The organism is Alteromonas sp. H02, assembly GCF_059682525.1.
Genome location: NZ_CM185021.1, coordinates 5282771 through 5307405, shown reverse-complemented (window position 1 = coordinate 5307405; position 24635 = coordinate 5282771). Strand labels below are relative to the sequence as shown.

The following is a 24635-nucleotide window of genomic DNA, read 5'->3' as shown; positions in this document are numbered from 1 at the left end:
GGCGACATCAATTGAATATTGAGTCGCCGTTTTTTTATATTGATTCCCTGATTAAAGGGCGGTGATATTTAGCATTAAACTCGTATTCGGGCTGCCTTTTACCGTGAATCTGTAGGTTGCAGTGTGAGGAGGTGTGAAGCGCATGTTAGCAGCGTCTTCGCCGCAGGTTAGCGACATGGACTGTTTAAGTGCAATCGCCAGGCCTTTGTAACTGGCGCCACAGGTTTGACCGGTCGTCCAGTTGGCATTGGAAAACTTAAAGTCGTAGGGCTGCTCATCAGCAATCAGTTCAACATCCACGTACCAGCCGTTACTGCCGCGCTGTAATTGATAAGCCGGTTTGGCTTCCCACCAGTTAAATACACCACGCAGGTACCAGTCTGAAAATACAATTTCTGGCTGCTTTTCCTGAAAGACCGGGTACTGACCGGTTTGCGTACAGGCTGTCATCAACAGGGATAACGGCAGAGCTAACCAACGTTTTTGCATGATTGACTCCAAACTAAAGAAAATAAAAAAGGGCACGCCTGGTGCCCTTTAATGTACTTCAATGTTATTTGGCTAATAACGAAATATCTGCGGTGGTGATAAACAGACTGCGCAGTAATAATAGCAGCGCCAGGCGGTTTGCTTTTATTGCCGGGTCGTCAGCCATAACCATTACGTTATCAAAGAAGGCATCGATACTCGGACGTAACGTTGCCAGCTGAGCCAGTACTTCAGTATATTCACGATTAGCCGCATGGCTGTGAATACTGGCCTGAATCGCTTTTATATCGTTATACAAGGCGATCTCTGCATCTTCTGAGAGCAGTGCCTCATCAACTTTCTGATCGCCTTCAACTTTATTCTTGGCAAGAATATTCGCTACCCGCTTATTCGCGGCAGCCAGCGCCTCAGCAGCTTCATTTTGCTTAAAGCCGGCAACGGCATTAATGCGCGCTAAGAAATCGGTTGGTTGCGTTGGACGGCGGGCAGAAACCGCCTGAATAACATCAGTCTCAACATCCTGATCGTGCAGTAAGGCATTAAAGCGGCCTAATACAAAATCGACTACCTGCTCGATGACGTCCTGATTGGTAAGCTTATCACCGTAGATTTCAGCGGCTTTAACTACCACATCCTGCAGATCGATCAGTAATGATTTCTCGGTGATAATCCGCAACACGCCGATGGCAGCACGACGCAACGCAAACGGATCTTTATCACCTTTAGGTAACTGACCAATGCCAAAAATACCCACCAGCGTATCGAACTTATCGGCCAATGCCACCGCAGCACTTTCCGGCGCTTCAGGTAACACGTCGCCGGCAAAGCGCGGTAAGTACTGCTCGTATAACGCATTGGCTACCGGTGCTGGTTCACCATCGTGCAGCGCATAGTATTTACCCATTACGCCCTGAACATCCGGAAACTCCATGACCATGTCAGTCATAAGATCGGTTTTGGATAACAGGCCTGCTCGTTGCGCGTGGGCGCTATCAGCACCAATGATATCGGCAATGTAACCCGATAACGCCGCAATGCGATCAGACTTTTCTTTTAAAGTCCCTAACTGCTTCTGAAACAGCACAGACTCAAGAGAAGCTAAACGTGACTCGAGAGACTGCTTTTTGTCGGTATTAAAGAAAAACTCGGCATCTGCAAGGCGCGGGCGGATGACTTTTTCGTTACCATGAATAATCTGAATCGGATCGTGACTCTCGATATTGGTCACAAACAAGAATTTATTGGATAAAGTGCCGTCTTTATTCAGTAAAGGCACGTATTTCTGATCGCCTTTCATGGTGTGAATCAGGGCTTCTTTTGGCACATCCAGGAAGGCTTCTTCGAAACCTGCCTGCAACACCACCGGCCACTCGACCAATGCGGCGATTTCATTTAACAGGCTTTCATCGTAATCGGCAATCAGGCCCAGTTCGTCGGCTTTAGCATTCAGTGATTCAGCAATGCTGGTTGCGCGGCTGGCGAAATCGGCTACAACATAATGGGCTTTCAACGCACTCTGGTAATTATCAGCGTGATCCAGTTCGAAGGTCTGTTCACCGTGGAAACGGTGGCCCTGAATGGTTCTGGCGCTGCTTAAGCCCAAAGCTGCGATATCAATCAGTTCATCACCATAAAGTGCACACAGCGTGTGTACCGGACGAATAAACTGAGTGGTGTAGTCACCCCATTTCATTGGTTTAGGGATAGGCAGTTTGGCAATTGCCTGGCTGACGATGTCTTTCAGCAGCTCACTGATCTTCTTGCCTTTTACTTCGGCCTTGTACATCAGCCATTCGCCTTTGTCGGTAACCAGACGGTCGGCATCTTCAACATTAATACCATTACCTCGGGCCCAGCCCATGGCGGCTTTGGTTGGATTACCTTCGGCATCAAAAGCGGCAGAAACCGCCGGACCACGTTTTTCGACGACTCTATCTTGCTGTGATTCTGCCAGGGCGGTGACGTACACCGCCAAGCGGCGCGGCGCGGCAAACCACTGCACATCGCTGTAGCCCAGATCGGCTGCACTTAACGCATCTTTGATGTTATCGGCAAAGCTTGAGCCAAGTTGGATAAGGGCTTTTGGTGGGAGCTCTTCACTACCCAGTTCAACTAATAAATTTTCGGTGCGCACCTTTTACTGCTCCTTCTTACACAGCGGGAAACCAAGCTCTTCACGGGCATTGTAATAAGCTTGTGCAACGGCTTTGGCAAGGGTTCTAACGCGTAAGATGTAACGTTGTCTCTCCGTAACAGATATCGCGTGGCGGGCATCCAGCAGGTTAAATGCGTGGGATGCTTTCATTACCTGCTCATAAGCCGGTAACGGCAGATTCTTTTCTATCAGCAACTGACAAGCTGTTTCGCACTCATCAAAGGTTCTGAACATGACATCAACGTTGGCATAGTCAAAGTTATAGATGGATTGCTCCACTTCGTTCTGGTGGAACACATCGCCATAGGTAACTTTACCCATTGGGCCGTCTGTCCAAACCAGATCGTAAATACTGTCTACACCCTGGATATACATGGCCAGACGCTCAAGACCATAAGTGATCTCACCGGTAACGGGCTTACACTCAAGGCCTCCCACTTGCTGGAAGTAGGTAAACTGGGTCACTTCCATACCGTTAAGCCAGATTTCCCAGCCAAGACCCCAGGCACCCAGGGTAGGTGATTCCCAGTTATCTTCTACAAAGCGAATGTCGTGCACCAGTGGGTCGAAGCCAAGCTCTTTTAACGAGCCTAAATAAAGCTCCTGGAAGTTATCCGGTGAAGGCTTGAGCATGACCTGAAACTGATAGTAATGCTGCAGACGATTAGGGTTTTCACCGTAGCGACCGTCAGTAGGGCGTCGGCTTGGTTGCACGTAAGCACTGCTAATAGGCTCCGGGCCCAAAGAACGCAGGAACGTCATAGGGTGAAAGGTACCTGCTCCAACTTCCATATCCAGTGGTTGAATAATCACACAACCTTGTCTGGCCCAGTAATCCTGTAAGGCAAGGATCAAGCCCTGAAATGTTTTAATATCGTACTTAGGCATACATTAACGACTATAACTGACTGATGACTTAAAGAGGTGGGTTAGTATACATTTTGTCAGGCCATGAATGTAGGCCTAGGGCGGCTTAATTACCCGCTTGTTGACTAAAAAGTCCGGTTTATTCCAACAAAACTGGCGTCGCTATGCGACGAGTATTACGGTTGACCTATCACAGGAGAGAAAAATGAGCGAAAGTGTTATTCGGTGTGGCTGGGTGTCGGACGACCCTATTTATCAGCAATACCATGATGAAGTGTGGGGGCGGCCTGAATATGACTCACAGCAGCTGTTTGCAAAATTGTGTCTGGATGGGCAGCAGGCTGGCCTGAGCTGGATAACGATTTTAAAAAAACAGGCGGGGTTTGAAGCGGCCTTTCATCAATTCGACCCGGTCAAAATTGCCGCCATGAACGACCAGGACGTTGAGCGACTGCTACAAAACCCACAGATTATTCGTAGCCGGGCAAAAATTAATGCCATTATTACTAACGCCAGAGCCTATCTGACACTTACCGAAAATAGGGAATTCAGTGATTTTATCTGGCAGTTCACCAACCATAAAACCGTGGTAAATCAGTGGCAGGACTACCGGGATGCGCCTACCAGTACCGAAGAGTCTAAGGCGATGGCAAAGGCACTCAAAAAAGCGGGTTTTAAATTTGTTGGCGAGACGATTTGCTATGCCTTTATGCAGGCTGTGGGCATGGTCAACGACCACACCACAGACTGTCATTGTTACGAAAGTGTGCGGGAATTGGCTAACTGCGGATAGCGCTCTTCACAGTAGGCGATAATAGCCGGCAGCTCTTTTAAAACCGGCGTTTCGTGTTGCTCTTCGATAGCTTCGCGGGCTTTGTCTTCATTGAAGCGCTGCTGTTTGGATAATGCCTTACGGTCTTCTAAAATGGCGAAGCCGCTGACTTCAGTAAACAGCGTGTGAATAGCCGGATATTCACCAGCATAGTCGCGGGCTTCTTCCGGCAGTGCTCTGAGTAGCCGGCAGATACGTATAGTACCTTCTGATACATTACACTGTTGCTGCTGCATCGCTCTGGCAATGGTGTGAATACTTTCAAACATCACTACCAGGCGCTTTTCACGGGCATCCTTTTGGCGAGCGTTTTGCTGCTGTAACTGAAAAACCAGTTTGCCGGCGTAAACACCCAGCCCGGCGATGATCAGCAGACCAATGCTAACCAGAATTATCCAAAGCATAGTTATTTCTCGTAGTCGTCCAGTTTCAATGCATCGAGTGCATCTAAATCGTCGATTTCGTCTTCCTCATCTTCTTCATCACTGATACCCATCAGGTCACACAACACTTTATGGCGAGCCATAGTGGTATCCACGTAGTGCTGCTGCTCTTTGGTTATCTTCTCACCGTCATCGAGTTTATCCAGTAAGCTGGCCAGACGATCATCAGCCTCAATGGCCGCTAACTCTTCAGCCGGGGTAGCAAACTTGCGCTTTTCAATCTTAGCCGGTACTGATTTGATCAGTGGCACCGGTTTCTTACTGCCTAAGCGCGGGTCTTTGTTGGTATTGGAAGTGGCTTTATCAGCTTTCTTCTGTTCAACATTATGTCGGCTACCCGGGGCTTTGCCTTTATGCTTTTTAGGCCGTTCAGAAGACTTGGTATTAACATGATCCGGGTTCTTACGAACGCCAATCAAACCTACCTTTCTGGATTTTTTCTTTTTTGCCATAGTATTTTGTCGAGCTCCTGCGCTCTGGTGCAGTGTTTAATAGCTACCATTATAACGTGTTATTACGCGAGCTTCTGCATCAATACAATATCGCGGTCGGGAAAGATCACATTTAACTGATACTCCCGAGCCAGCCAGGTAAAGGTTTCAACAGAAAAAAAGCTGACGTGCGTGGGGTCATTTTTATAATGCCAGTTGGCAAATTTTTCGGCACTTAGTACCCGCTTGGTCATGATGGCCAGCCAGCCCTCGGGCGCGAGTAGCGCCATCCAGCGCCGCCATTCTGTTGCCGGTGTGTGGAAATGTTCAATAGATTCTGTCGCCGTGATCAAATCATAGCTGGTGCCGGGAATTTCGTGCGGGCCGAAAAAGGGGTCGAAACAATCGGTATTAAAGCCCGCTTTGTTAAGTAAGTGCGCCAATGCCGGGCAGGGGCCTGAGCCGTAATCCAACACTTTAGCATCCGTATTCAGATGCGGCGTAACACAGTCTACTAAACGATTTAGGTAGCGTAGGTAGCCTTCGTCTTCGAGGCTGTTCTGATGCAGGCGGTACTCAGCCAGTTCCTGTTTCGGCTCTGGTAAGCATTGCGGATCGACAAACACCAACAGACACTGATTGCAGCGAAAGTAGGTACGTTTTTTATCCTGATGAAACTGAACGTATTGTTTAGACTGGCAAAGTGGGCAATTAAACATGATTTACCGCAATAAAAAAGGTGATGGTATCACACCATCACCTTGTTAATTGAGTGTCAGATGACACCTCTCCCGTTAGTGCACTTCTCTGTGCGGCTGGCTTTCCTGCAGTGCTCCCCTTATTGTTCTTTTTCACAGAGCATTTTTTGTTCTGGGTCTTCCTGACACTTTATAAATTCATCCGTGGACTGACTTTTTATTTTTGTTGTTATTGTCGGGCTGTTTCACAACAGGTTTCACGACGCAAACTAGCTTACACTAACTGTAATAAATTACAACACTGCGTGTTACATTTTATTAACAATGGCGTGTAAGCATTAGTCAGCACGGTAAATTTTAGTGTAAACCCGCGATATAATTCGCCAGGATTTCGATGTCTTCGTCAGTCAGTTTAGAGGCTACGTCGCGCATCATACCGTTCATGTCGTTGTGACGTTCGCCGGCGCGGAAGGCTTTTAACTGAGCAGTAGTATAGGCTGCATGCTGACCACTGATATCCGGGAAACCTGCTAATTGCATGCCGTTACCACTTGGGCCGTGACACGCAATACAAGCTGTTACGCCACGTTCTGCATCACCACCGCGGTACAGAGCTTCTCCCGGCTCAACAAAGTTTTCCGGAGTAGAGCCCGGCGTTGCTTCCTGGCTTGAGAAGTAAGCCGCCAAATCGGCAATATCCTGATCGCTCAGCGGGGCAGCCATACCGTTCATCACGGCATTATTACGACCTTCTTCGCCACCGGTAGAAGAGGCTAAGCGGAATTCGGTTAATTGTTTTACCAGATAGTTCTGGTGCTGACCGGCAATCTTGGGATTGATATCGATCATACTGTTTCCATCAGGTCCGTGACAGGCAGCACAGACAGCTGATTTTGCTTTACCAGCTTCAGGGTCTCCTTCGGCAGTAACAGAAGTGGTAAACCCAAGGGTTAAACAAACCAACAAACACAGTTTTTTCATAATTTTTCTCTTACAAGGATCCAACGGCTGATGTGATATACGTGATATCATGCGTATTTTACACATTTAACGCGTCAGAAAAACCTATTCCATGCTAAAACTATGGAATAACATCGGTTTAATATTGAACTACGACTAATGTAGCAGACGTTCTGACATTATGAGTACCCCATGAGTTATTACAGCAAAGCAAAATTTTTTACCAGTGCCCCCGACATTAAGCACCTTAAAGATGATAGCGGTATTGAGGTCGCCTTCGCCGGACGGTCAAATGCCGGTAAGTCCAGCGCTTTAAACACATTAACCCGGCAGAAAAATCTGGCCAGAACCAGTAAAACCCCAGGCCGCACTCAGCTTATTAACGTGTTTGAGCTGGAAGCCGATAAGCGCTTGGTGGATTTGCCCGGATACGGTTATGCCAAAGTACCGCTGGCCATGAAGCAAAAATGGCAGCGTTCCCTTGGTGAGTACTTACAACAGCGCAAAAGCCTGAAGGGCCTGGTTGTACTGATGGATATTCGTCATCCTTATAAAGACATCGACCAGGATCTTATCCATTGGGCAGTGGAGGCCGGGATCCCGGTTCTGGCGTTATTAACCAAAGCCGACAAATTAAAATCAGGTAAACGCAAAGCGCAATTACTGATGGCCAGGGAAGCCGCGCTGGCATTTTGCGGTGACGTCACTGTGCAGACTTTTTCAGCTTTAAATAAACACGGTTTACCTGAATTTGAAGCAGTGCTGAACCAATGGTTTGGTCTGATCAAAGATGAGCCGGCGGATGAGGAAGGTAGCGCTGATTAGTAGCGCCCAAAAAAATAACCCCATTCATAGAATGGGGTTAAGGACTGAGAGAAAACACATAAAAAAACCGATTGTAAGAGTACGTAATCACACCGAAAGTTCAGAAATAATTCATTTATTTTTAAATTAATTTTATTCTTTTTATTTATCAGTATTTTAAGCGTTAAAAAAACGTTGTTCAGGAGCGTTGAGGAAGGTAGAAATACTTTACGGACAGCTTGAACAGGCCCGCCTGCAGTTTTATTTCAGACATAAAAAAAGCTCCGGTAAACACCGGAGCTCAAATCAAAGGTTTGAAAAATGATTTCTCACCTCTGTACCCTACAGTGGTAAGACTACCTAAGCTAATCGAAAACGGCAAGTCAAAAATGTAATTTTATTACTTATGTAACCGGTGACTTGCCGTAATATTCAGCAATTGTTACGTTTTTTCTGAAAGCTAATTACCTTTTAGTGTGCTTCTTCCCAGTTTTCGCCATTTCCGGCTTCTACTTTCAGTGGTACCGACAGCGTTGCTGCCTGTTCCATCAGTTCTACAATGGTTGCCACGTTGGTATCCAGGGTGTCCTGTTTGATTTCAAATACCAGTTCATCGTGCACCTGCATGATCATCACTACGTCGTCGCTATCGATGCTGCGGATCCAGTCATCCACCTGGATCATAGCCATTTTTATTACGTCGGCAGCCGTGCCCTGCATGGGCGCATTGATTGCCGCCCGTTCGGCACCTTTACGTCGCGCACCATTGCTCGATTTGATTTCCGGCAAATACAGCCGGCGACCAAATACGGTCTCGACATAACCATGTTGTTTGGCAAACTCACGGGTACGATCCATATAATCGAGCACGCCGGGGTAACGCTTGAAATACAGATCCATATATTCCTGGGCTTCCTGACGGCTAACATGTAACTGTTTAGCCAGACCAAAAGCAGACATTCCGTAGATCAAACCAAAGTTAATTGCTTTGGCGCTGCGGCGTTGGTTAGCGGTAACGTCATCCTCAGCAACATTAAACACCTCGGATGCGGTGGCCCGGTGAATATCCTTGCCATGGGCAAAGGCGTCGAGCAGGCCCTGATCGCCGGACAAGTGAGCCATAATCCGCAACTCGATTTGCGAGTAGTCGGCCGCCACAATCTTGTATCCTTCGCGGGCGATAAAGGCTTTACGCACCCGGCGGCCTTCTTCGTTACGAATAGGGATGTTCTGTAAGTTAGGATCCGTTGATGATAGCCGGCCGGTAGCGGTCACTGCCTGATGATAAGAGGTATGAACACGACCGGTGCGATGATTAATCATCTTCGGCAGTTTATCCGTGTAGGTATTCTTAAGCTTGGTCAGACCGCGGTATTCCATAATCAGCGCCGGCAGAGGGTAGTCCAGTGCCAGTTCCTGCAACACTTCTTCAGAGGTTGAAGGTGCGCCTTTAGGGGTCTTTTTAACCACCGGCAGCTCCATCTTCTCAAACAGAATGTGCTGCAGTTGTTTGGTGGAGCCCAAATTAAATGCTTCCCCGGCCATCTCATGCACTTCTTTTTCAAGCTCCATGATGCGGGTAGCCAGTTGCTGACTTTGCTGACTTAATTGCTGACTGTCTATCAGTACACCCTGTTGTTCCATGCGGGCCAGAATAGAGGCCAGTGGTACTTCAATTTCCTGCAGAATTTTCTTCAGGGTGTCTTCGGCCGCTACCTTTGGCCACAGCACTTCGTGTAAACGCAGGGTGATGTCGGCATCTTCTGCCGCATAAAAGGCGGCTTGTTCCAGCTCGATCTGATTAAAGGTGAGCTGTTTAGCCCCTTTACCCGCGATCTCTTCATAATGAACGGTACGATGGTTCAGATAGTTTTGTGCCAGGGTATCCATATCGTGTCGACTACCGGTACTGTTTAATACATAAGACTCGAGCATGGTATCGAAACCAATGCCATCGAGTGTAATGTCGTAATTAGCGAGTACATTTTTGTCGTACTTAAGATGCTGGCCTACCTTGATCCGGGAAGCATCCTCCAGCCAGGGTTTTAACTGCTGAAGTACCCAGTCTCTGGATAGCTGTTCCGGTGCATCCGGGTAGTCATGTGCAACCGGCAGGTACGCGGCAACACCAGGCTCCATACAAAAAGACATACCAACCAGCTCCGCTTCCATATAGTCCAGGCTGGTGGTTTCGGTATCAAAAGCAACAATATCGGCCAGTTGGATTCTTTCAAACCACTGCTTGAATGTGGCTTCGTCGAGGATCGTTGTGTAGTCAGTCTCGATATCAGCAGCGGCGGAATCTTCTTCATCGGTCTCTTTACTTTGACTGTCTGAATCTGTTGCGGCCGGTGTGGCCTGACTGCTGGTGACTTCGGTGTACCAGCGCTTAAATTCGTATTCGCTGTACAGATCAGCCAGTTTGTCGTTATCGGCTTGTTCCGGGGTAAGGGTTTGTGGCGAATAGTCGAGGTTAAGGTCTACATCAATGGTTGCCAGTTTGTAGGATAAACGGGCCTGTTCCTCATACTCGACCATTTTCTTGCCCAGCGTTTTGGCACCGCGAAAACCCAGTTCAGCGATTTTGTCGAGGTTTTGATAGATGGCTTCAATGCCACCAATACCGTTTAGCAATCCCTGGGCGCTCTTATCGCCAACACCCGGTACACCTGGAATGTTATCGACCTTATCTCCTTTAAGTGCGAGGAAGTCGATGACCAGTTCTGGTGGGATCCCAAACTTATCCTGCACACCCTGAACATCCATTAACTGGTTGTTCATGGTATTAATTAACGTGACATGCTCATTGACTAACTGAGCCATATCTTTATCACCGGTGCTGATAAGGGTGTCGATACCCTGTTCACCAGCCTGTCGGGCAAGGGTGCCGATTACGTCATCGGCTTCTACGCCGTCTTCAATAATCAGTGGTAAGCCCATGGCTTTAATCATTTCGTGCAGCGGGGCTATTTGCGAGCGCAATTCATCCGGCATGGGAGGGCGGTTAGCCTTGTACTCCGGATAGATATCATCCCGAAAGGTTTTTCCCTTGGCGTCGAATACCACGCCAATATGCGTTGGACTGTACTGTTTGATCAAGCTTTTGAGCATGTTGATCACGCCGTAGATCGCACCAGTGTCCTGACCTTTGGTGTTGGTCAGTGGTGGCAATCCATGAAAAGCTCTGAACAGGTATGAAGACCCATCGACGAGGATAAACGGGGGCTTTGAAGGGGATGACATGATTAAAATCTTCTCTTGCTATGGTCTGTGGCGAAGCATGCCATACACCTTTGTCGATGGCTACTACTGCGATCCCAGTGACTGTGGATAACTTTGTGATCTAATGTGATCAACGTGAAAATGGCGCGATCCGATCGCTACGATATTGGTAGCAGATCTTTATGAAAAGTAAGGGAAAAATAAAAAAGTTGCAGACTCTACCCTGCTTTATTATTTCCATATATTATTGTGGATAACCAAACTGTCTATTATTTAGTCAGGCGCTGGTACAAAGGATAATTTAGCATATACCAGTAGAAATCCCAGTTTTGGTTGATAAAATTTTTATTGTTTAAAGGCAATTTATAAAATGAAATTGCATAAGCCAGAAAAAACACAGTATGGAGGCAAGATCATGAAAAAAGTAGCAGTAATTCTGAGTGGGTGTGGCGTTTATGACGGCGCCGAAATTCATGAATCCGTGTTAACGCTGCAAAGTATTCTGAAACACGGCGGCAGTTATCAGTGTTTTGCTCCGGACAAGCCGCAATTGCATGTTATAAATCACCTGACAGGGGAAGTGGCAGAAGGGGAGTCGCGTAACGTCCTGGTGGAGTCTGCCCGAATAACCCGGGGCGAGGTTAAGGCCGTAACAGAGTGCAATGTTGATGAGTTTGATTTATTAATTTTACCGGGCGGCTTTGGCGCAGCTAAAAATCTGTGCACCTTCGCGGTAGATGGTGCTCAATGTGAATTTGACGCTGATGTTCTGACCGTTTGTAAAGCTTTTGCCGAGGCTGGTAAACCGGCTGCCTATGCCTGTATTGCTCCGGCGCTGGCAGCAAAGGTGTATGGCAACAGCATAAACCTGACCATTGGCAACGATGCTGGTACCGCAGAGGCGCTGGAGCAATTTGGCATTAAACATCAAAACTGTGCAGTAACTGAGGTAATTATTGATAGCGAAGCTAAACTGGTTACTACACCTGCTTATATGCTTGGCCAGAACCTGCTGGAAGTAGGGGAAGGGCTCGATAAGATGGTGCAGGCAGTGTTTGCCATGCAGTCGTAATACTGAAGTGTCTCTTGGTTGTATGTGGCTTTCGCTATATAGTGAGAGCTGCATCAATTCAATAACATAAAAAATAGCCAACATACTATAATGCATTATCGCGCTATCATCCGTATTTTAGGGTTACTGGTTGCACTGTTTTCAGTCACCATGATCCCGCCAGCGATCGTTTCTCTGATTTACCAAGATGGTAGTGGCTTGCCATTTTTCCTGGCTTTCATACTATGTATCCTGACCGGTTGTGTGTTTTGGTATCCCAATCGCAGTCATCGCCAGGACTTAAGGGCCCGTGAAGGCTTTTTGATTGTGGTGTTATTCTGGTCAGTACTGGCCAGTTTCGGTGCTATCCCGTTTATTCTTCTCGAACAACCTTCTATGACCGTAACCGATGCGTTTTTCGAGTCGTTTTCGGGCTTAACCACTACCGGTGCAACGGTTATCGAAGGGATAGACTTTCTACCCCATTCCGTACAGTTTTACCGGCAACAACTGCAATGGCTGGGCGGTATGGGGATCATCGTTCTGGCGGTGGCTATTCTGCCAATCCTTGGTGTGGGGGGAATGCAGCTGTACCGGGCCGAAACCCCCGGGCCAGTAAAAGACTCTAAAATGACTCCGCGGATAGCGGATACCGCCAAGCATCTCTGGTATATTTACTTATCGCTGACCACCGCGTGCACACTGGCTTACTGGTTTGCCGGCATGGACTGGTTCGACGCCATCTGCCATTCTTTTTCGACCATTGCCATTGGCGGGTTTTCTACTCACGATGCCAGCCTCGGATATTTTGATAGTCCGGTGGTTAACGCCATATGTGCTGTTTTTTTGATTATCGCCGCCTTTAATTTTTCGCTGCATTACGCTGCGGCCAGCGGCCGGTCATTAAAAGGCTACTGGCACGACCCGGAATTAAAAGCCTTTCTGTTTATTCAGGCGGCATTGATCAGTGTGTGTTTTATGGTGCTGGTCTTTCACAATCACTTCAGCGACGCCGAGGAGGCCCTGGATCAGGCGGTCATTCAGGCCATATCGATCAGTACTACGGCGGGATTCGCCACCACCGACTTTGCAAACTGGCCATCATTTCTGCCCATTCTGCTGATTTTTTCCAGCTTCATTGGTGGCTGCGCCGGCTCTACCGGTGGCGGGTTAAAAGTGATCCGGGTCTACTTGTTGTTCCTACAAGGCAAACGGGAAATAGACCGGCTGATTCATCCAAAGGCCGTTTACTCCGTTAAACTGGGGGAGCGGGCGATGCCAGACAGGGTAGTCGAAGCGGTATGGGGCTTTTTCTCTGCTTACGCGATAGTGTTTGTGGTGATTATGATAGGTCTGATTGCTACCGGGCTGGATAATATTACTGCTTTCACTGCGACAGCCGCTACCTTAAACAACCTTGGCCCGGGGCTGGGTTCGGTTGCAGGTACCTTTGCCGATGTCAGCGATGGCGGTAAGTGGTTATTGGTTACCGCCATGCTGTTTGGTCGACTGGAAGTCTTTTCCTTACTGGTATTGTTCTCGCCTACGTTCTGGCGGGGCTAGATACCTTCAGGAAATAAGTTTTCCTTGGTAACAAGCTGGATATCAGAAATCATATAACGAACGTCTTCTGATAACCGTTCGTTTTTCAACGCCATTTGACGGTTCCGTTCGAATATTTTGCTGTGGCTCTCGATACGTTTACCCATAACACGCCAGGCTTCAGCTCTAGCTTCATACGGCCACGCCTCTAACTCAATACGATAAGTATCCAGTTGACCAAGAAGCATTGTTGCAACCGAAGAAATGGACATACCGCCAAATGCATTGCTGTTATTTTCAGGGTCAAAGCTAGCAAATGCTGTTACTAACGGGCCAGTGTTTTTAAGCCATTCAAAATACTGATTAAAAGCATCTTCGTCATATTCGTCTATATCAAAGTTATAGCTTTTACTTCTATTCACAGAAGTCGATGCTGGCGTGGGCTCCACATAAACCGCTGTTGATACCAGCGGCGGGCTGGGCTCCTGAGGAATTGGCTGGGTTTGTGGTTTAGCGTCCTGTGCTCCACTAACCGATAGAGAGCCACCGTTGCCAAGGCCACCTTCGACTTCCTGAGCTTTGTAGTTTCTCAGAGCTTTCACCATGTTATTAAACGAGTCGGCGAATGCGGTTGTCAGCATTTTACCTTCAGGTGTCTTCGAATAAGCGCCACCTGCACCGCCAACGCCGCCACCAAACATGCCGGCAAACATGCCAAAATCATAGTTCGACGATGAACCGTACGAGGATGATAGCTGTACACCCGAGCGGTTATCGATTAACATTAGCGTGGTAGCAGCTTCGTTTTTGTCAAAAGCACCACCCACCAGGGAACCCAGGCCGCCGAGTAAAGCGCCACCAATAGCTTTTCCAGAGGCTGTTTTCTCGGCAAACATGATCTCCGGGCTTACCGTGTAATCAGCCGCTACCATCTGACCGGCGCCAATATTACTGGTATTGCGAAGCTGGCCGGATTGCATCAATTGACGCTCTCTATTCATCGCATTCATAGCCCGGCCACGTTCTACAATAACAAAGCAGTTTGATTGCTGAATCATCAGGCGAAGTATGGGAACAGTACTACCGACTTTCGGGTAGGTTCTGCGGTAATCCTGCCACCAGGGTAAGCTGGTGTCTTCAAATATTGAAGCGGTGCCCAATGGCGTATCGCATTTTTCCAGCGCGGTATTGTTTTCCGACGCATTGGCACCACCAGCGGCGCCGGTAACGGTGCTGTCACTGCCGCCCATCATCGGGTTGGTTGACATACACGCCGTTTGCACAGCTAAAGCGCAGGCAATAGTTAATAGTTTCAGTGATTTAATTCGGGGTTGCTTGAACGGTTTTACAACCTTTGAGTTGATAGTTTTCACGGATCCCTCTCATACAATACTAACAATTAAGGAAACCGATGGGGTATCACGTTTCAGTAAAAACGTTCGAGTGATTATGTACTTAACCTCACCGGCAACGGCGTTGTATAAACAAGGAAAACCGCTGTAATTCGCAATACTCCCTAGCGAAAATTCAACATCCTGATTAACTTCACAACACAGTAAAATCTATCAGTTTAGACGTGTTTTGCAAGCAAACTGAACGATCTTTAGCCAAAAAAGAATGCGCTTGGCTGGAACAAACGCTCCACATCATTGATATACTTTTTATCAACCAAAAACAAAATGACGTGGTCGTTGGCTTCTATCACAGTATCACTGTGGGCAATAATAACCTGCTCTTCGCGTACAATGGCACCAATGGTGGTGCCGGGGGGTAATTTAATACTGCCAATTTCGCGGCCTACCACCTTTGACGTATTTTTATCACCATGTGCGATGGCTTCTATAGCTTCTGCGGCACCGCGGCGAAGTGAGTACACATTAACTATATCCCCTCGGCGAACATGAGTAAGCAAAGCGGAGATGGTGGCTTGTTGAGGGGAAAAGGCGATATCGATCTCGCCGCCCTGAACCAGATCCACATAGGCGCTGCGTTGGATCAGCACCATGGCTTTTTGTGCACCCATGCGCTTAGCCAGCATGGCCGACATAATATTCGCTTCATCGTCGTTGGTTACCGCAATAAACGCATCCACCTGTTCTACGCCTTCCTCACTTAGCAGCGTGGAGTCGGAGGCATCGCCGCTGAAGACAATGGTTTTATCCAGATGGGCAGACAAATACTGCGCTCGTTGCGGGCTGTACTCAATAAGCTTAACGTTGTGATTGTGTTCCAGGCGCTTGGCCAGACCGGCACCAATTAAGCCACCACCGGCAATCATGATGCGTTTATAGCTTGACTCCAGCTTTTGCAGCTCGCTCATTACCGCGCGAATGTGTTTGGTGGCGGCAATAAAAAACACTTCGTCATCAGCTTCAATGACGGTGGTACCCAGCGGCCGGATTGGTTTGCCGCGGCGGTAAATGGCCGCTACCCGGGTTTCCACATTGGGCATATGATCTTTCAAAGCAGATAAGGCATGGCCTACCAGCAAACCTCCGTAATAGGCTTTTACCGCAACCAGGCTGGCTTTGCCTTCAGCAAATTCTACTACCTGCAGGGCGCCGGGGTAGTCAATCAGGCGTTTAATGGCCTGAGTCACCAATTGTTCCGGGGCAATAATATGGTCAACCGGAATATCCTGTTGCTTGTACAGTTGTTCCTGGTAAATGATGTATTGCTCGGAGCGGACCCGGGCAATTTTGGTAGGGGTTTTAAACAGACTGTAAGCTACCTGGCAAGCCAGCATGTTACTTTCGTCACTGTTGGTCACAGCAATCAGCATGTCGGCGTCTTCGGCACCAGCTTTACGCAGTACATCAGGGTGGGAACCAACACCGGTTACAACCTGCAGATCGAGGCGGTCCTGCAAGGCACGCAGGATAACGGGATCGGAATCGATCACCGTGATTTCGTTTTTTTCGCCTACCAGGTTTTCAGCCAGTGTACCGCCAACCTGTCCTGCGCCAAGGATGATAATTTTCATCGTCGTTGTAAGGTGTTTTTAATCTTGGTTATTAAGACTTTAGCAGCCTAGCATAATAGAAACCATCCATTTGTTGCTCGCCGGGCAAAATTTGCCGCCCTGGCTGCTCAATGGTTTCCCCCGGTTGGATTGGCAGTAACTGCGCATCACTGTGCTCTTGCAGGAAGCGGCTAATCTGCGCTGTGTTTTCAACCGGCAGCACAGAGCAGGTAGCATAAAGTAACGTACCGCCGGGTTTGAGCGTACGCCACAGGTTGGCCAGAATTTTATACTGCAGCGTTTGTAGCGCCTCAATATCGGCTGATTTACGGAGCCAGCGTATGTCCGGATGGCGGCGAATAACGCCCGTAGCAGAGCAGGGCGCATCTAACAGGATGCGGTCGAAGGGTTTGCCGTCCCACCAGCTATTTACCTCTGCCGCGTCGGCGCAGACTAAGTTTGCGTGTATCTGCAGACGCTGTAAATTTTCGGTCATCCGTTTAAGGCGGGATGCTTCACTGTCTAAAGCAATCAGCTCCGCCAGCCCGGCGGTGCGCTCCAGAATATGGGCACTCTTACCACCAGGGGCGGCACAACAATCCAGTATACGTTCGCCTGGCTGAGCATCCAGAAGTGGCGCTGCCAGCTGTGCTGCACCGTCCTGTACGCTGAACCAGCCTTCGGCAAAGCCTGGCAGGGTAGTTATTGGCGTTCTGTCGAGCAGGAGCACGGCATCCGGATGTTCTTCAGAGAGTGCAAAGCGAATGCCAGCTTCTGTTAAGGCATTACAGTAATCTGGTTGCGTACATTGCAGCTGGTTTACTCTGAGCCAGACAGGCGCAGGCTGATTCATACCACTCAACAGGCTTTCCAACTTCTGCGGGTAGGCATTAGCAAGGCGTTTGTAGAGCCACTTAGGCAAACCTGACCGAATAATGGGGTTGTCGCTAACCTGTTCGGCCAGTTGCTGACGCTGAAAGTTTCGCAGTATGGCGTTAATGAGTCCTTTAAGACCTTTACCGCCGAGCACTTCCGCGGCGTTAACCGTTGCCGCAACGGCGGCATGGTCAGACACGCGGCTGTAAGCCTGCTGATAAAAACCCAGCAAAATCACATGTTCAAGGATCTTCTTACTGCCCTTAAGAGGCTGCTCAAGTAGCTCTCGAAGCCAAATCTGTAACTGTGGCAAATGACGAAATACGCCCATTGCCATTTCCTGTAGCCAGGCGGCATCTTGTTTGCTGTGTCTGGCCTGTGCCATGGCTAAGGCTTCGCGGGAGGATTTTCCCTGTTCAAGTACCTGAAAGATAACCCAGGCGGTATCGGCGCGAAGGTCGACCTTAGCCGGCAGTTTCATTGTGCTTGCCCAGGCTCACGCGGCAAGACGCTGCCTACCGCAAACCATTCCTGATAACCATTGAGCACGTCCTGAATGGCCATGGGCTTTTTTCCGGGCAACTGCAACTGCTCAATACACAGCGCTTTATCGCCGGTGGCTACCACTATGCCTGATTTATCCGCAGCCAGAATGGTGCCGGGCGTTTTACTGGCAACGGCGTGTTCGCTAACAGACGCCTGCCAGACTTTAATATTCTTGCCGTTAACCTGGCTCCAGCAAACCGGCCAGGGATTAAATGCCCGTACGTTGCGGCTTAATTGTTCGGCCGGCTCCTGCCAGTTAAGAAACGCTTCTTCTTTGCTGAGCTTCTTAGCGTAGGTGGCGCTGTCTTCCTGTTGCGGTTCGGCATTCAGGGAATCAAAATTATCCAGCACATCTACCAGGGCCCGCGGGCCAATTTCTGCCAGTTTGGAATACAGCGTGGCACTGGTATCTGAATCAGTAATTGGCAATCTGGCAATGTGTAACATAGCGCCGGTATCCAGCCCTTCATCCATTTGCATAATGGTTACGCCGGTTTCTTTATCGCCAGCCCAGATGCTGCGCTGAATAGGCGCTGCACCACGCCAGCGTGGCAAAATAGAGCCATGCACATTAATACAGCCGCGCGTCGGTATATCCAGTACCGCTTTGGGCAGCAGTAATCCGTAGGCGACCACTACCATAATATCGGGCTTCAGCGCGACGAGTTCTTGTTGAGCTTCTTCATTTTTTAACGAAACAGGTTGGTACACAGGGATATTGTGCGCCTCGGCCACCTGTTTGGTGGCGCTTGGGGTAAGCTTTTTGCCACGTCCGGCGGGACGATCTGGTTGGGTGTATACCGCTATCACATTATGCTGGCTGTTGAGCAAGCCAGTTAAATGGGTAGCCGCAAAGTCCGGCGTACCGGCAAAAACAATATTCAGTGGCTTGGTCACAGGGCTTTCTCTCAGGCTTTAGCGGCCAGACGGGCTTCTTTCTCGAGTTTCTTGCGAATACGCTGGCGCTTGAGGGGCGATAAGTAATCTACAAATAACTTACCATCGAGATGATCCAGTTCGTGTTGAATACAAATTGCCAGCAGGCCATCTGCTTCCAGCTCGAAAGGCTCGCCTTCGCCGTCGAGGGCTTTTACCGTGACTTTCTCGGCACGATCTACCTTGGCGTAGTTACCCGGTACCGACAAACAGCCTTCTTCGCTGATGGTTGAGCCTTCTTTGTTAACGATTTCGGGGTTAATAAATACCCGCGGTTCTTTCTGCTCTTCGGAGACGTCCATGACTACCAGGCGTACGTGTCTGTTAACCTGCGTTGCAGCCAGGCCGATGCCTTTTTCTTCGCGCATGGTTTCAAACATGTCAGCGACGAGTTGTTTAATTTCGCTGTTGACTTCATCAATGGGCTTAGCCACTGTACGAAGGCGCTCGTCGGGGAATTGTAATACGTCTAATATTGCCATCTGTCGATATTTACACTCTTTCTGTATTAAGAATTATACGCTAAGGCCGATGATGCTATTTATCCTGCCTTAACAGGCAGTATTCTAGCTTAAAGCACGTTTTCATGCAGTATTAATCGCTTCTATACTGAATTATTGGGGATTGTGATCTAATAATACAAGCATAGGGCTGGCTGCGAGACGTTACTGGCGAGGGGATATGATGTTAAAAATTGCAAAAAAATGGGCGGCCATACTGGCTGGACTGATGCTTTGGGTCGGTGCGAGTTGTGCGCTGGCGCTGGAGGTCAAACCCGATGCGCCAACCCGTTATACGGTTAAGAAGAACGATACACTGTGGGATATCGCCGGTATCTTTCTGGATAAGCCCTGGTTGTGGCCGGAACTGTGGCGCAACAATACGCAAATTCTGAATCCTCATCTTATTTACCCTGGTGATGTGCTGATTTTACGCATCGTCGACGGTGAACCGGTACTCGACGTAGTCAGGCAAAAAACGCAGGTCACCCTATCTCCCAATGCCAACCGTACGGTGAAGCAGGGCGAACCGATTAATCTGTTACCCTGGTCGGTTATCGAACCTTATATTCAGCATCATGAAATTCTCGATTCCGGCAAGTACGAAATCCTGCCGCATTTACTGGGCAACAAGAACGCCTCTATTCGTTTTGTTAACGAAGACCTGGTAATGAGTCGTCGCAGCGGCCGTGCCAGAGATCAGTATCGCGTGATCCGCAAGCAATCTACAATTGAAGACCTTGATGGCAACGAGCTGGGTGTACAAATTCACCATATCGCCGACGCGAGCATGGTGGAAGATCGCGCCGAAGGCGAGTGGCTGGTGAAAATTGACGGGTCTAACTCAGAAGCCAAGCGTGGTGACAAGTTACTCTTTGGTGAGCCGAAAACCGCCGGCGACATGGCGTTGCAACCAGCGGATGAGTCTCAGCGTGCGTTTATTGTAGGTAACCTGCACCAGTACGAGCTGCTGGGTAAATATGATGTGGTCATCGTGGACTTGGGTGAAGATGAGATTGCGCCGGGCACTGTGATGGGCATTTATCAGCAGGGGCCGGTGATCATTGATGGTGATGAGCCAAAATACTCAACCGAAAGCAAGGTAGTAGTAAGTGTTTTCGATGATGGCAGTACGGTTCATCAGCCTGCTTTAAAAGTGGGTGAGCTGATTATCTTCAGTACCTTCACTAATGCCAGCTACGGCATTATCACCCGGGCCAGTGACATGGTTCGAACCGGCAACATTGTCGCCCAGCCATAACCGGTACTGACACTCCCGTCTCAGTACCGAGAACGGGAGTGTGAATGCAAAACCAACTATCACCATTTAGTCAGCACTGGCTACGTCTGAGCTTAATTAAAAAACGATCGCCCGCATTCTGGCTTGCGCTACTGGCCCATTTCGAATTAACCATTGAGCAACTATTCAGTCTGCCGGTTAGAGAACTTAGTCAGTGTGGCCTCAAGCCTAATGAAATAGCCCTTATCAACAGTCCCGGCGATGAGATTGAACGGATTAAACAATGGCTTTGCCAACACCCGCTCAATCAGATTATCGCCATTTGTGATGCAGCTTACCCGGAGCGCTTAAAGCAGCTTGATTCTCCTCCTTTACTACTCTTCTGCCACGGCAATGCGGGGTTGCTGAAAGCGCCGCAGCTGGCTATTGTGGGAAGCCGCAAGGCAACCATCAACGGTTTAAATACAGCGCGTCGCCTGGCAAAGGAGCTGGGCGACGCAGGCATAACGGTTACCAGCGGTCTGGCGCTCGGTATTGATGGCGCGGCTCATCAGGGCGCCTATCCTACCTCAGGGCGCACCGTAGCCATTCTTGGTGGCGGGCTGGGCTGCATTTACCCGCGCAGCCATCAGGCCCTGGCCTTGAGCCTGGTTGAACACGGTGGATGTCTGGTGTCGGAGTTTCCGCCGTGGGAAACGGTTAAGCCATACCATTTTCCTCGGCGAAACCGCTTAATTGCCGCGCTGTCGAGCGGGGTACTGTTGATTGAGGCGCGCATTAAAAGTGGCTCCATGATTACCGCCAATCTGGCCGCAGACATGGGTATCGATGTATTTGCTACGCCCGGCAACATAAACAATCCACTCAGCGAGGGACCTCATTACCTTATTCAGCAAGGCGCCAGGCTGGTCACCAGCAGCGGCGATATTTGCGAGGAGTTGGGTTGGGTGGTAAAAGACTCAGAGAGAGAAGGTGGCAATCATCAGCAAGATGACGATGATGAACCAATACTAAAAGAATTTGCCGGTGAGCCGATAAATATAGACTACCTGGTTGAGAAGACCGGTCTGTCAGTTAATCGCTTAATGCCCAGGCTGGTGGAACTTGAGCTTCAGGGCCGGATAGTGGCAGTGCCCGGCGGTTATACCCGAGCTATGGGGCCTGTTGGTAGTTAAGGTCTCAGCTTTCGGACTAGTTAGCGGCAAGCCTTATTTTGTATGAGAGTCAACCGCTTGCAGGGTAATGCTTTAGTTAATCGAAAAAAAGTCGACCCAAAGCTTGGCATTATCCGTATTTTTAGATAAGTTGAACTTAGATGCTTTGCTTTTTTGCATCGACACCGTACGCAAAACTGGTCTTGAGACTTGAAAAAAGACCAGACCACTACAATAGAGTTTGCGAGGTTAGGTAATCACCTTTTAGTGGTTACTTCAAATTGAGGGGGAAAATGCTATGTTCGATATCCTCATGTATCTCTTCGAAAACTTCATCCATAGTGAAACCGAAATTCGCGTCGATCAGGATGAACTAACCGAAGAGCTGGTCCGCGCAGGATTTCATCACGATGAGATATACAAAGCGCTCGCCTGGTTGGAAAAACTCGCCGCGCTGCAAGAAACTGATATTAACCCCTACTTCTGTAAAGGCATCTCCAGCAGCCTGAGCCGTATTTATACGCAGCAGGAACAAATGCGCCTGGATGTTGAATGTCAGGGTTTCTTATTGTTCCTTGAGCAGGTTGGCGTATTGGATGCGTCCACACGGGAAATGGTCATCGACAGAGTCATGGAGATAGATTCGCCTGAATTCTGTTTAGAAGACCTTAAGTGGGTGGTTTTGATGGTGTTGTTTAATGTGCCGGGCAAAGAAAATGCCTACGCGCAGATGGAAGATCTGTTATTCGAAGAGCATGACGGTATACTGCACTAATCATAAAGATTACGAAGTGTAGGGCTGTGTCGAAGATTGATCATTCACTGTTCGAAGCGCATGAGCACGCTTTAGAACATCAGTACGGGCCATGCCCGGACTGTGGGAAAGAGTTGCGCATCAGAAACAGCAAGTCAGGCCCGTTTATCGGTTGTAGTGGCTATCCCGATTGCCACTACGCCAAGCCTTTACATGATAATCAAACAACCACATTAAAAGTGATAGAAGACAGCCATTGCCCTGAATGTGGCTCGTCCATGGCCATCAAAAAAGGCCGTTACGGTATGTTTATCGGCTGTACTAACTTTCCTGCCTGTCATCATATCGAAAATGCTAAACCGCAAACCGATACCTCTGTTACCTGTCCTAAATGCCAACAAGGACACCTGCTCGATCGCACCAATAAATACGGTAAGCGCTTTTTTGCCTGTAATCGTTATCCTGAATGCCGTTATGTGGTAAATTTCGCGCCGGTTGAGAAGTCCTGTCCGGATTGCGGATGGGCTATACTGGTCGAAAAGAAGGGGCGTTTAGTGTGCCCGCAGCCATTATGTGGCTATAAAGAAGCACAAAGCGAACAAGAAGCAGAATAAGAGGTAACAAATGAGCGTTGATTCCGTTCATCAGGATGCTGATGTAGCAGCGTTTGAAAGTGGCCAACTCATGGTATATCCCACTGAAGCGGTGATGGGCATTGGTTGTGACCCCGATAACGAGGCGGCTGTTATGTCGTTGCTGGCGCTAAAACAGCGCCCGGTAGAAAAAGGCCTTATTCTGCTCGCTGCCAACTATTCACAACTGCTGCCTTATGTAAACGATAATGCCATTCCCCAGGATAAACGCTTCAGTATTTTTTCCTGTTGGCCTGGCCCGGTAACCTGGTTATTGCCTAAGTCTGCTACGGCACCAAAATGGCTGACCGGCGAGCACAATGCTATCGCCGTCAGGGTTACCGCTCACGAAGGGGCACGGGCGCTGTGTAACAAACTCGGCCGTCCTATTGTGTCGACCAGCGCTAACCTGACCGGGCAGGAACCAGCCAGAACCACAGAAGAAGCCCGCAGTTATTTTGCTAACAGTGTTCACTATGTGGAAGGTTTGGTAGGCGGAGCCGCTCAACCGTCAACTATTAAAGATGCCTTAACCGGTACCACCATTCGGAATTAAACATGAGTATTACCCCCTTAAAGGATACGCCTCAGGCGATTGAGTCGGTTAAAGCGTTTTTACTGGCTTTGCAAGACAATATCTGTCACACCCTGGAACTGGCCGATGGCAAGGGACACTTTGTAGAAGATGCCTGGGAGCGGCAAGAAGGGGGTGGTGGTCGCTCGCGGGTGATTAAGAACGGCGCGGTAATAGAGCAGGGGGGAGTAAACTTTTCTCACGTGCATGGCAACCAAATGCCTGCCTCAGCAACGGCTTCGCGCCCTGAACTGGCTGGTCGTAGTTTTCAGGCCATGGGTGTGTCTTTAGTGATTCACCCCCATAACCCTTATGTTCCTACCTCGCACGCTAACGTGCGTTTCTTTATTGCCGAAAAAGAGGGAGAGACGCCAATCTGGTGGTTTGGTGGTGGTTTCGACTTAACCCCTTTTTACCCCTTTAAAGAAGATGTGCAGCACTGGCATAACACCGCGAAGAAGATCTGTAAGCCATTCGGCGACACCGTTTATGCCGAGCACAAGGCGTGGTGTGATGAGTATTTCTATCTTAAACATCGTAACGAAACCCGTGGGGTTGGCGGGTTATTCTTTGATGACCTCAACCAGTGGGATTTTGAGCAGTGCTTTGCTTACATTCAGGCTGTGGGCAATGGGTACCTGGATGCCTATGTGCCGATTATAGAAAAACGTAAGAACAATACTTATGGTGAGCGTGAACGCCAGTTCCAGCTTTACCGGCGCGGACGTTATGTAGAATTTAATCTGGTATATGACCGCGGTACTTTGTTTGGTTTACAAACAGGCGGACGAACCGAGTCAATCCTTATGTCTATGCCGCCACTTGCGCGCTGGGAGTATGGTTTTGCCGCGCCTGCGGGGTCACCGGAAGCCAAACTGCAGGACTGGCTTACTCCTCATCAATGGTAAAAGCGAGCTTTTGCGCCAGTATCTTTTGACGTAGATCAACCTTAATCCGCAGATTTTTA

The 24635-nt window shown here is 48.8% G+C and carries 23 protein-coding genes; 10 read left to right on the top strand and 13 right to left on the bottom strand.

From position 1 onward, the window contains the following. Positions 1–51: 51 nt before the first annotated feature. The 3 genes from AC566Q_RS24475 to glyQ all read right to left on the bottom strand — a co-directional run bounded on the left by AC566Q_RS24475 (position 52) and on the right by glyQ (position 3532). Positions 52–489, bottom strand: coding sequence for an early set domain-containing protein (locus AC566Q_RS24475; RefSeq protein WP_499612135.1), 438 nt, complete (start codon positions 487–489; stop codon positions 52–54). A gap of 64 nt (positions 490–553) precedes the next feature. Continuing rightward, positions 554–2623: a glycine--tRNA ligase subunit beta gene (glyS, locus tag AC566Q_RS24470; protein ID WP_499612133.1), complete on the bottom strand. Its 2070-nt coding sequence runs from the start codon at positions 2621–2623 to the stop codon at positions 554–556. A 3-nt stretch (positions 2624–2626) separates the two neighbouring features. Further along, on the bottom strand, positions 2627–3532 hold the full coding sequence (glyQ, locus tag AC566Q_RS24465) for a glycine--tRNA ligase subunit alpha (protein WP_499612132.1): 906 nt from the start codon (positions 3530–3532) through the stop codon (positions 2627–2629). A 184-nt stretch (positions 3533–3716) separates the two neighbouring features. Here glyQ and AC566Q_RS24460 point away from each other — a divergent pair, with 184 nt between their 5' ends. Next, positions 3717–4304: a DNA-3-methyladenine glycosylase I gene (locus AC566Q_RS24460; protein WP_105935444.1), complete on the top strand. Its 588-nt coding sequence runs from the start codon at positions 3717–3719 to the stop codon at positions 4302–4304. Here the strand turns inward: AC566Q_RS24460 and AC566Q_RS24455 are convergent. From AC566Q_RS24455 to AC566Q_RS24440, 4 genes are all read right to left on the bottom strand, one after another. Continuing rightward, positions 4268–4747, bottom strand: coding sequence for a DUF2489 domain-containing protein (locus AC566Q_RS24455; RefSeq protein WP_105935445.1), 480 nt, complete (start codon positions 4745–4747; stop codon positions 4268–4270). The genes AC566Q_RS24460 and AC566Q_RS24455 overlap by 37 nt on opposite strands. A 2-nt stretch (positions 4748–4749) precedes the next feature. Beyond that, positions 4750–5238: a Der GTPase-activating protein YihI gene (yihI, locus tag AC566Q_RS24450; RefSeq protein WP_105935446.1), complete on the bottom strand. Its 489-nt coding sequence runs from the start codon at positions 5236–5238 to the stop codon at positions 4750–4752. Between the two features lie 62 nt (positions 5239–5300). Continuing rightward, entirely contained in the window at positions 5301–5936 is a 636-nt protein-coding gene (locus tag AC566Q_RS24445; protein WP_205664789.1) for a class I SAM-dependent methyltransferase, read from the bottom strand. A 336-nt stretch (positions 5937–6272) separates the two neighbouring features. After that, positions 6273–6896: a c-type cytochrome gene (locus AC566Q_RS24440; RefSeq protein WP_105935448.1), complete on the bottom strand. Its 624-nt coding sequence runs from the start codon at positions 6894–6896 to the stop codon at positions 6273–6275. A 171-nt stretch (positions 6897–7067) separates the two neighbouring features. On the opposite strand from AC566Q_RS24440, the gene yihA reads away from it, so the two are divergent. Beyond that, on the top strand, positions 7068–7700 hold the full coding sequence (gene yihA, locus AC566Q_RS24435) for a ribosome biogenesis GTP-binding protein YihA/YsxC (protein ID WP_105935449.1): 633 nt from the start codon (positions 7068–7070) through the stop codon (positions 7698–7700). Positions 7701–8150: 450 nt separating this feature from the next. On the opposite strand, the gene polA is transcribed toward yihA, so the two are convergent. Continuing rightward, positions 8151–10922 (bottom strand): DNA polymerase I, encoded by a 2772-nt coding sequence (gene polA, locus AC566Q_RS24430; protein ID WP_499612128.1) that lies wholly within the window; start codon positions 10920–10922, stop codon positions 8151–8153. Positions 10923–11316: 394 nt separating this feature from the next. On the opposite strand from polA, the gene elbB reads away from it, so the two are divergent. Then, a complete protein-coding gene (gene elbB, locus AC566Q_RS24425) occupies positions 11317–11973 on the top strand; it encodes an isoprenoid biosynthesis glyoxalase ElbB (RefSeq protein WP_499612126.1) in 657 nt (218 codons plus the stop codon). A gap of 90 nt (positions 11974–12063) precedes the next feature. Next, positions 12064–13515: a TrkH family potassium uptake protein gene (locus AC566Q_RS24420; protein ID WP_499612124.1), complete on the top strand. Its 1452-nt coding sequence runs from the start codon at positions 12064–12066 to the stop codon at positions 13513–13515. On the opposite strand, the gene AC566Q_RS24415 is transcribed toward AC566Q_RS24420, so the two are convergent. The 5 genes from AC566Q_RS24415 to def all read right to left on the bottom strand — a co-directional run bounded on the left by AC566Q_RS24415 (position 13512) and on the right by def (position 19296). After that, positions 13512–14762, bottom strand: coding sequence for a CsgG/HfaB family protein (locus AC566Q_RS24415; protein WP_499612122.1), 1251 nt, complete (start codon positions 14760–14762; stop codon positions 13512–13514). The two genes, AC566Q_RS24420 and AC566Q_RS24415, sit on opposite strands and share 4 nt — an antisense overlap. A 335-nt stretch (positions 14763–15097) precedes the next feature. Next, positions 15098–16477: a Trk system potassium transporter TrkA gene (trkA, locus tag AC566Q_RS24410; protein WP_499612119.1), complete on the bottom strand. Its 1380-nt coding sequence runs from the start codon at positions 16475–16477 to the stop codon at positions 15098–15100. 31 nt (positions 16478–16508) lie between these two features. Then, on the bottom strand, positions 16509–17813 hold the full coding sequence (gene rsmB, locus AC566Q_RS24405; protein WP_105935454.1) for a 16S rRNA (cytosine(967)-C(5))-methyltransferase RsmB: 1305 nt from the start codon (positions 17811–17813) through the stop codon (positions 16509–16511). Beyond that, entirely contained in the window at positions 17810–18775 is a 966-nt protein-coding gene (fmt, locus tag AC566Q_RS24400) for a methionyl-tRNA formyltransferase (protein ID WP_105935455.1), read from the bottom strand. Before fmt ends, rsmB begins: the two co-directional genes overlap by 4 nt. A gap of 11 nt (positions 18776–18786) precedes the next feature. Then, a complete protein-coding gene (gene def, locus AC566Q_RS24395) occupies positions 18787–19296 on the bottom strand; it encodes a peptide deformylase (protein WP_105935456.1) in 510 nt (169 codons plus the stop codon). Between the two features lie 199 nt (positions 19297–19495). On the opposite strand from def, the gene AC566Q_RS24390 reads away from it, so the two are divergent. The 6 genes from AC566Q_RS24390 (at position 19496) to hemF (ending at position 24576) form a co-directional block, all read left to right on the top strand. Beyond that, on the top strand, positions 19496–20575 hold the full coding sequence (locus AC566Q_RS24390) for a LysM peptidoglycan-binding domain-containing protein (RefSeq protein WP_499612117.1): 1080 nt from the start codon (positions 19496–19498) through the stop codon (positions 20573–20575). Positions 20576–20619: 44 nt separating this feature from the next. Next, positions 20620–21729, top strand: a complete 1110-nt coding sequence (dprA, locus tag AC566Q_RS24385) for a DNA-processing protein DprA (RefSeq protein WP_499612115.1) — start codon at positions 20620–20622, stop codon at positions 21727–21729. A gap of 277 nt (positions 21730–22006) precedes the next feature. Further along, entirely contained in the window at positions 22007–22483 is a 477-nt protein-coding gene (locus AC566Q_RS24380; protein WP_105935458.1) for a DUF494 family protein, read from the top strand. A gap of 26 nt (positions 22484–22509) precedes the next feature. Next, positions 22510–23076, top strand: a complete 567-nt coding sequence (locus tag AC566Q_RS24375) for a DNA topoisomerase family protein (protein ID WP_499612113.1) — start codon at positions 22510–22512, stop codon at positions 23074–23076. A gap of 10 nt (positions 23077–23086) precedes the next feature. Then, positions 23087–23650: an L-threonylcarbamoyladenylate synthase type 1 TsaC gene (gene tsaC / locus AC566Q_RS24370; RefSeq protein ID WP_499612111.1), complete on the top strand. Its 564-nt coding sequence runs from the start codon at positions 23087–23089 to the stop codon at positions 23648–23650. A gap of 2 nt (positions 23651–23652) precedes the next feature. After that, positions 23653–24576: an oxygen-dependent coproporphyrinogen oxidase gene (gene hemF, locus AC566Q_RS24365; RefSeq protein ID WP_499612109.1), complete on the top strand. Its 924-nt coding sequence runs from the start codon at positions 23653–23655 to the stop codon at positions 24574–24576. Positions 24577–24635 lie beyond the last annotated feature (59 nt).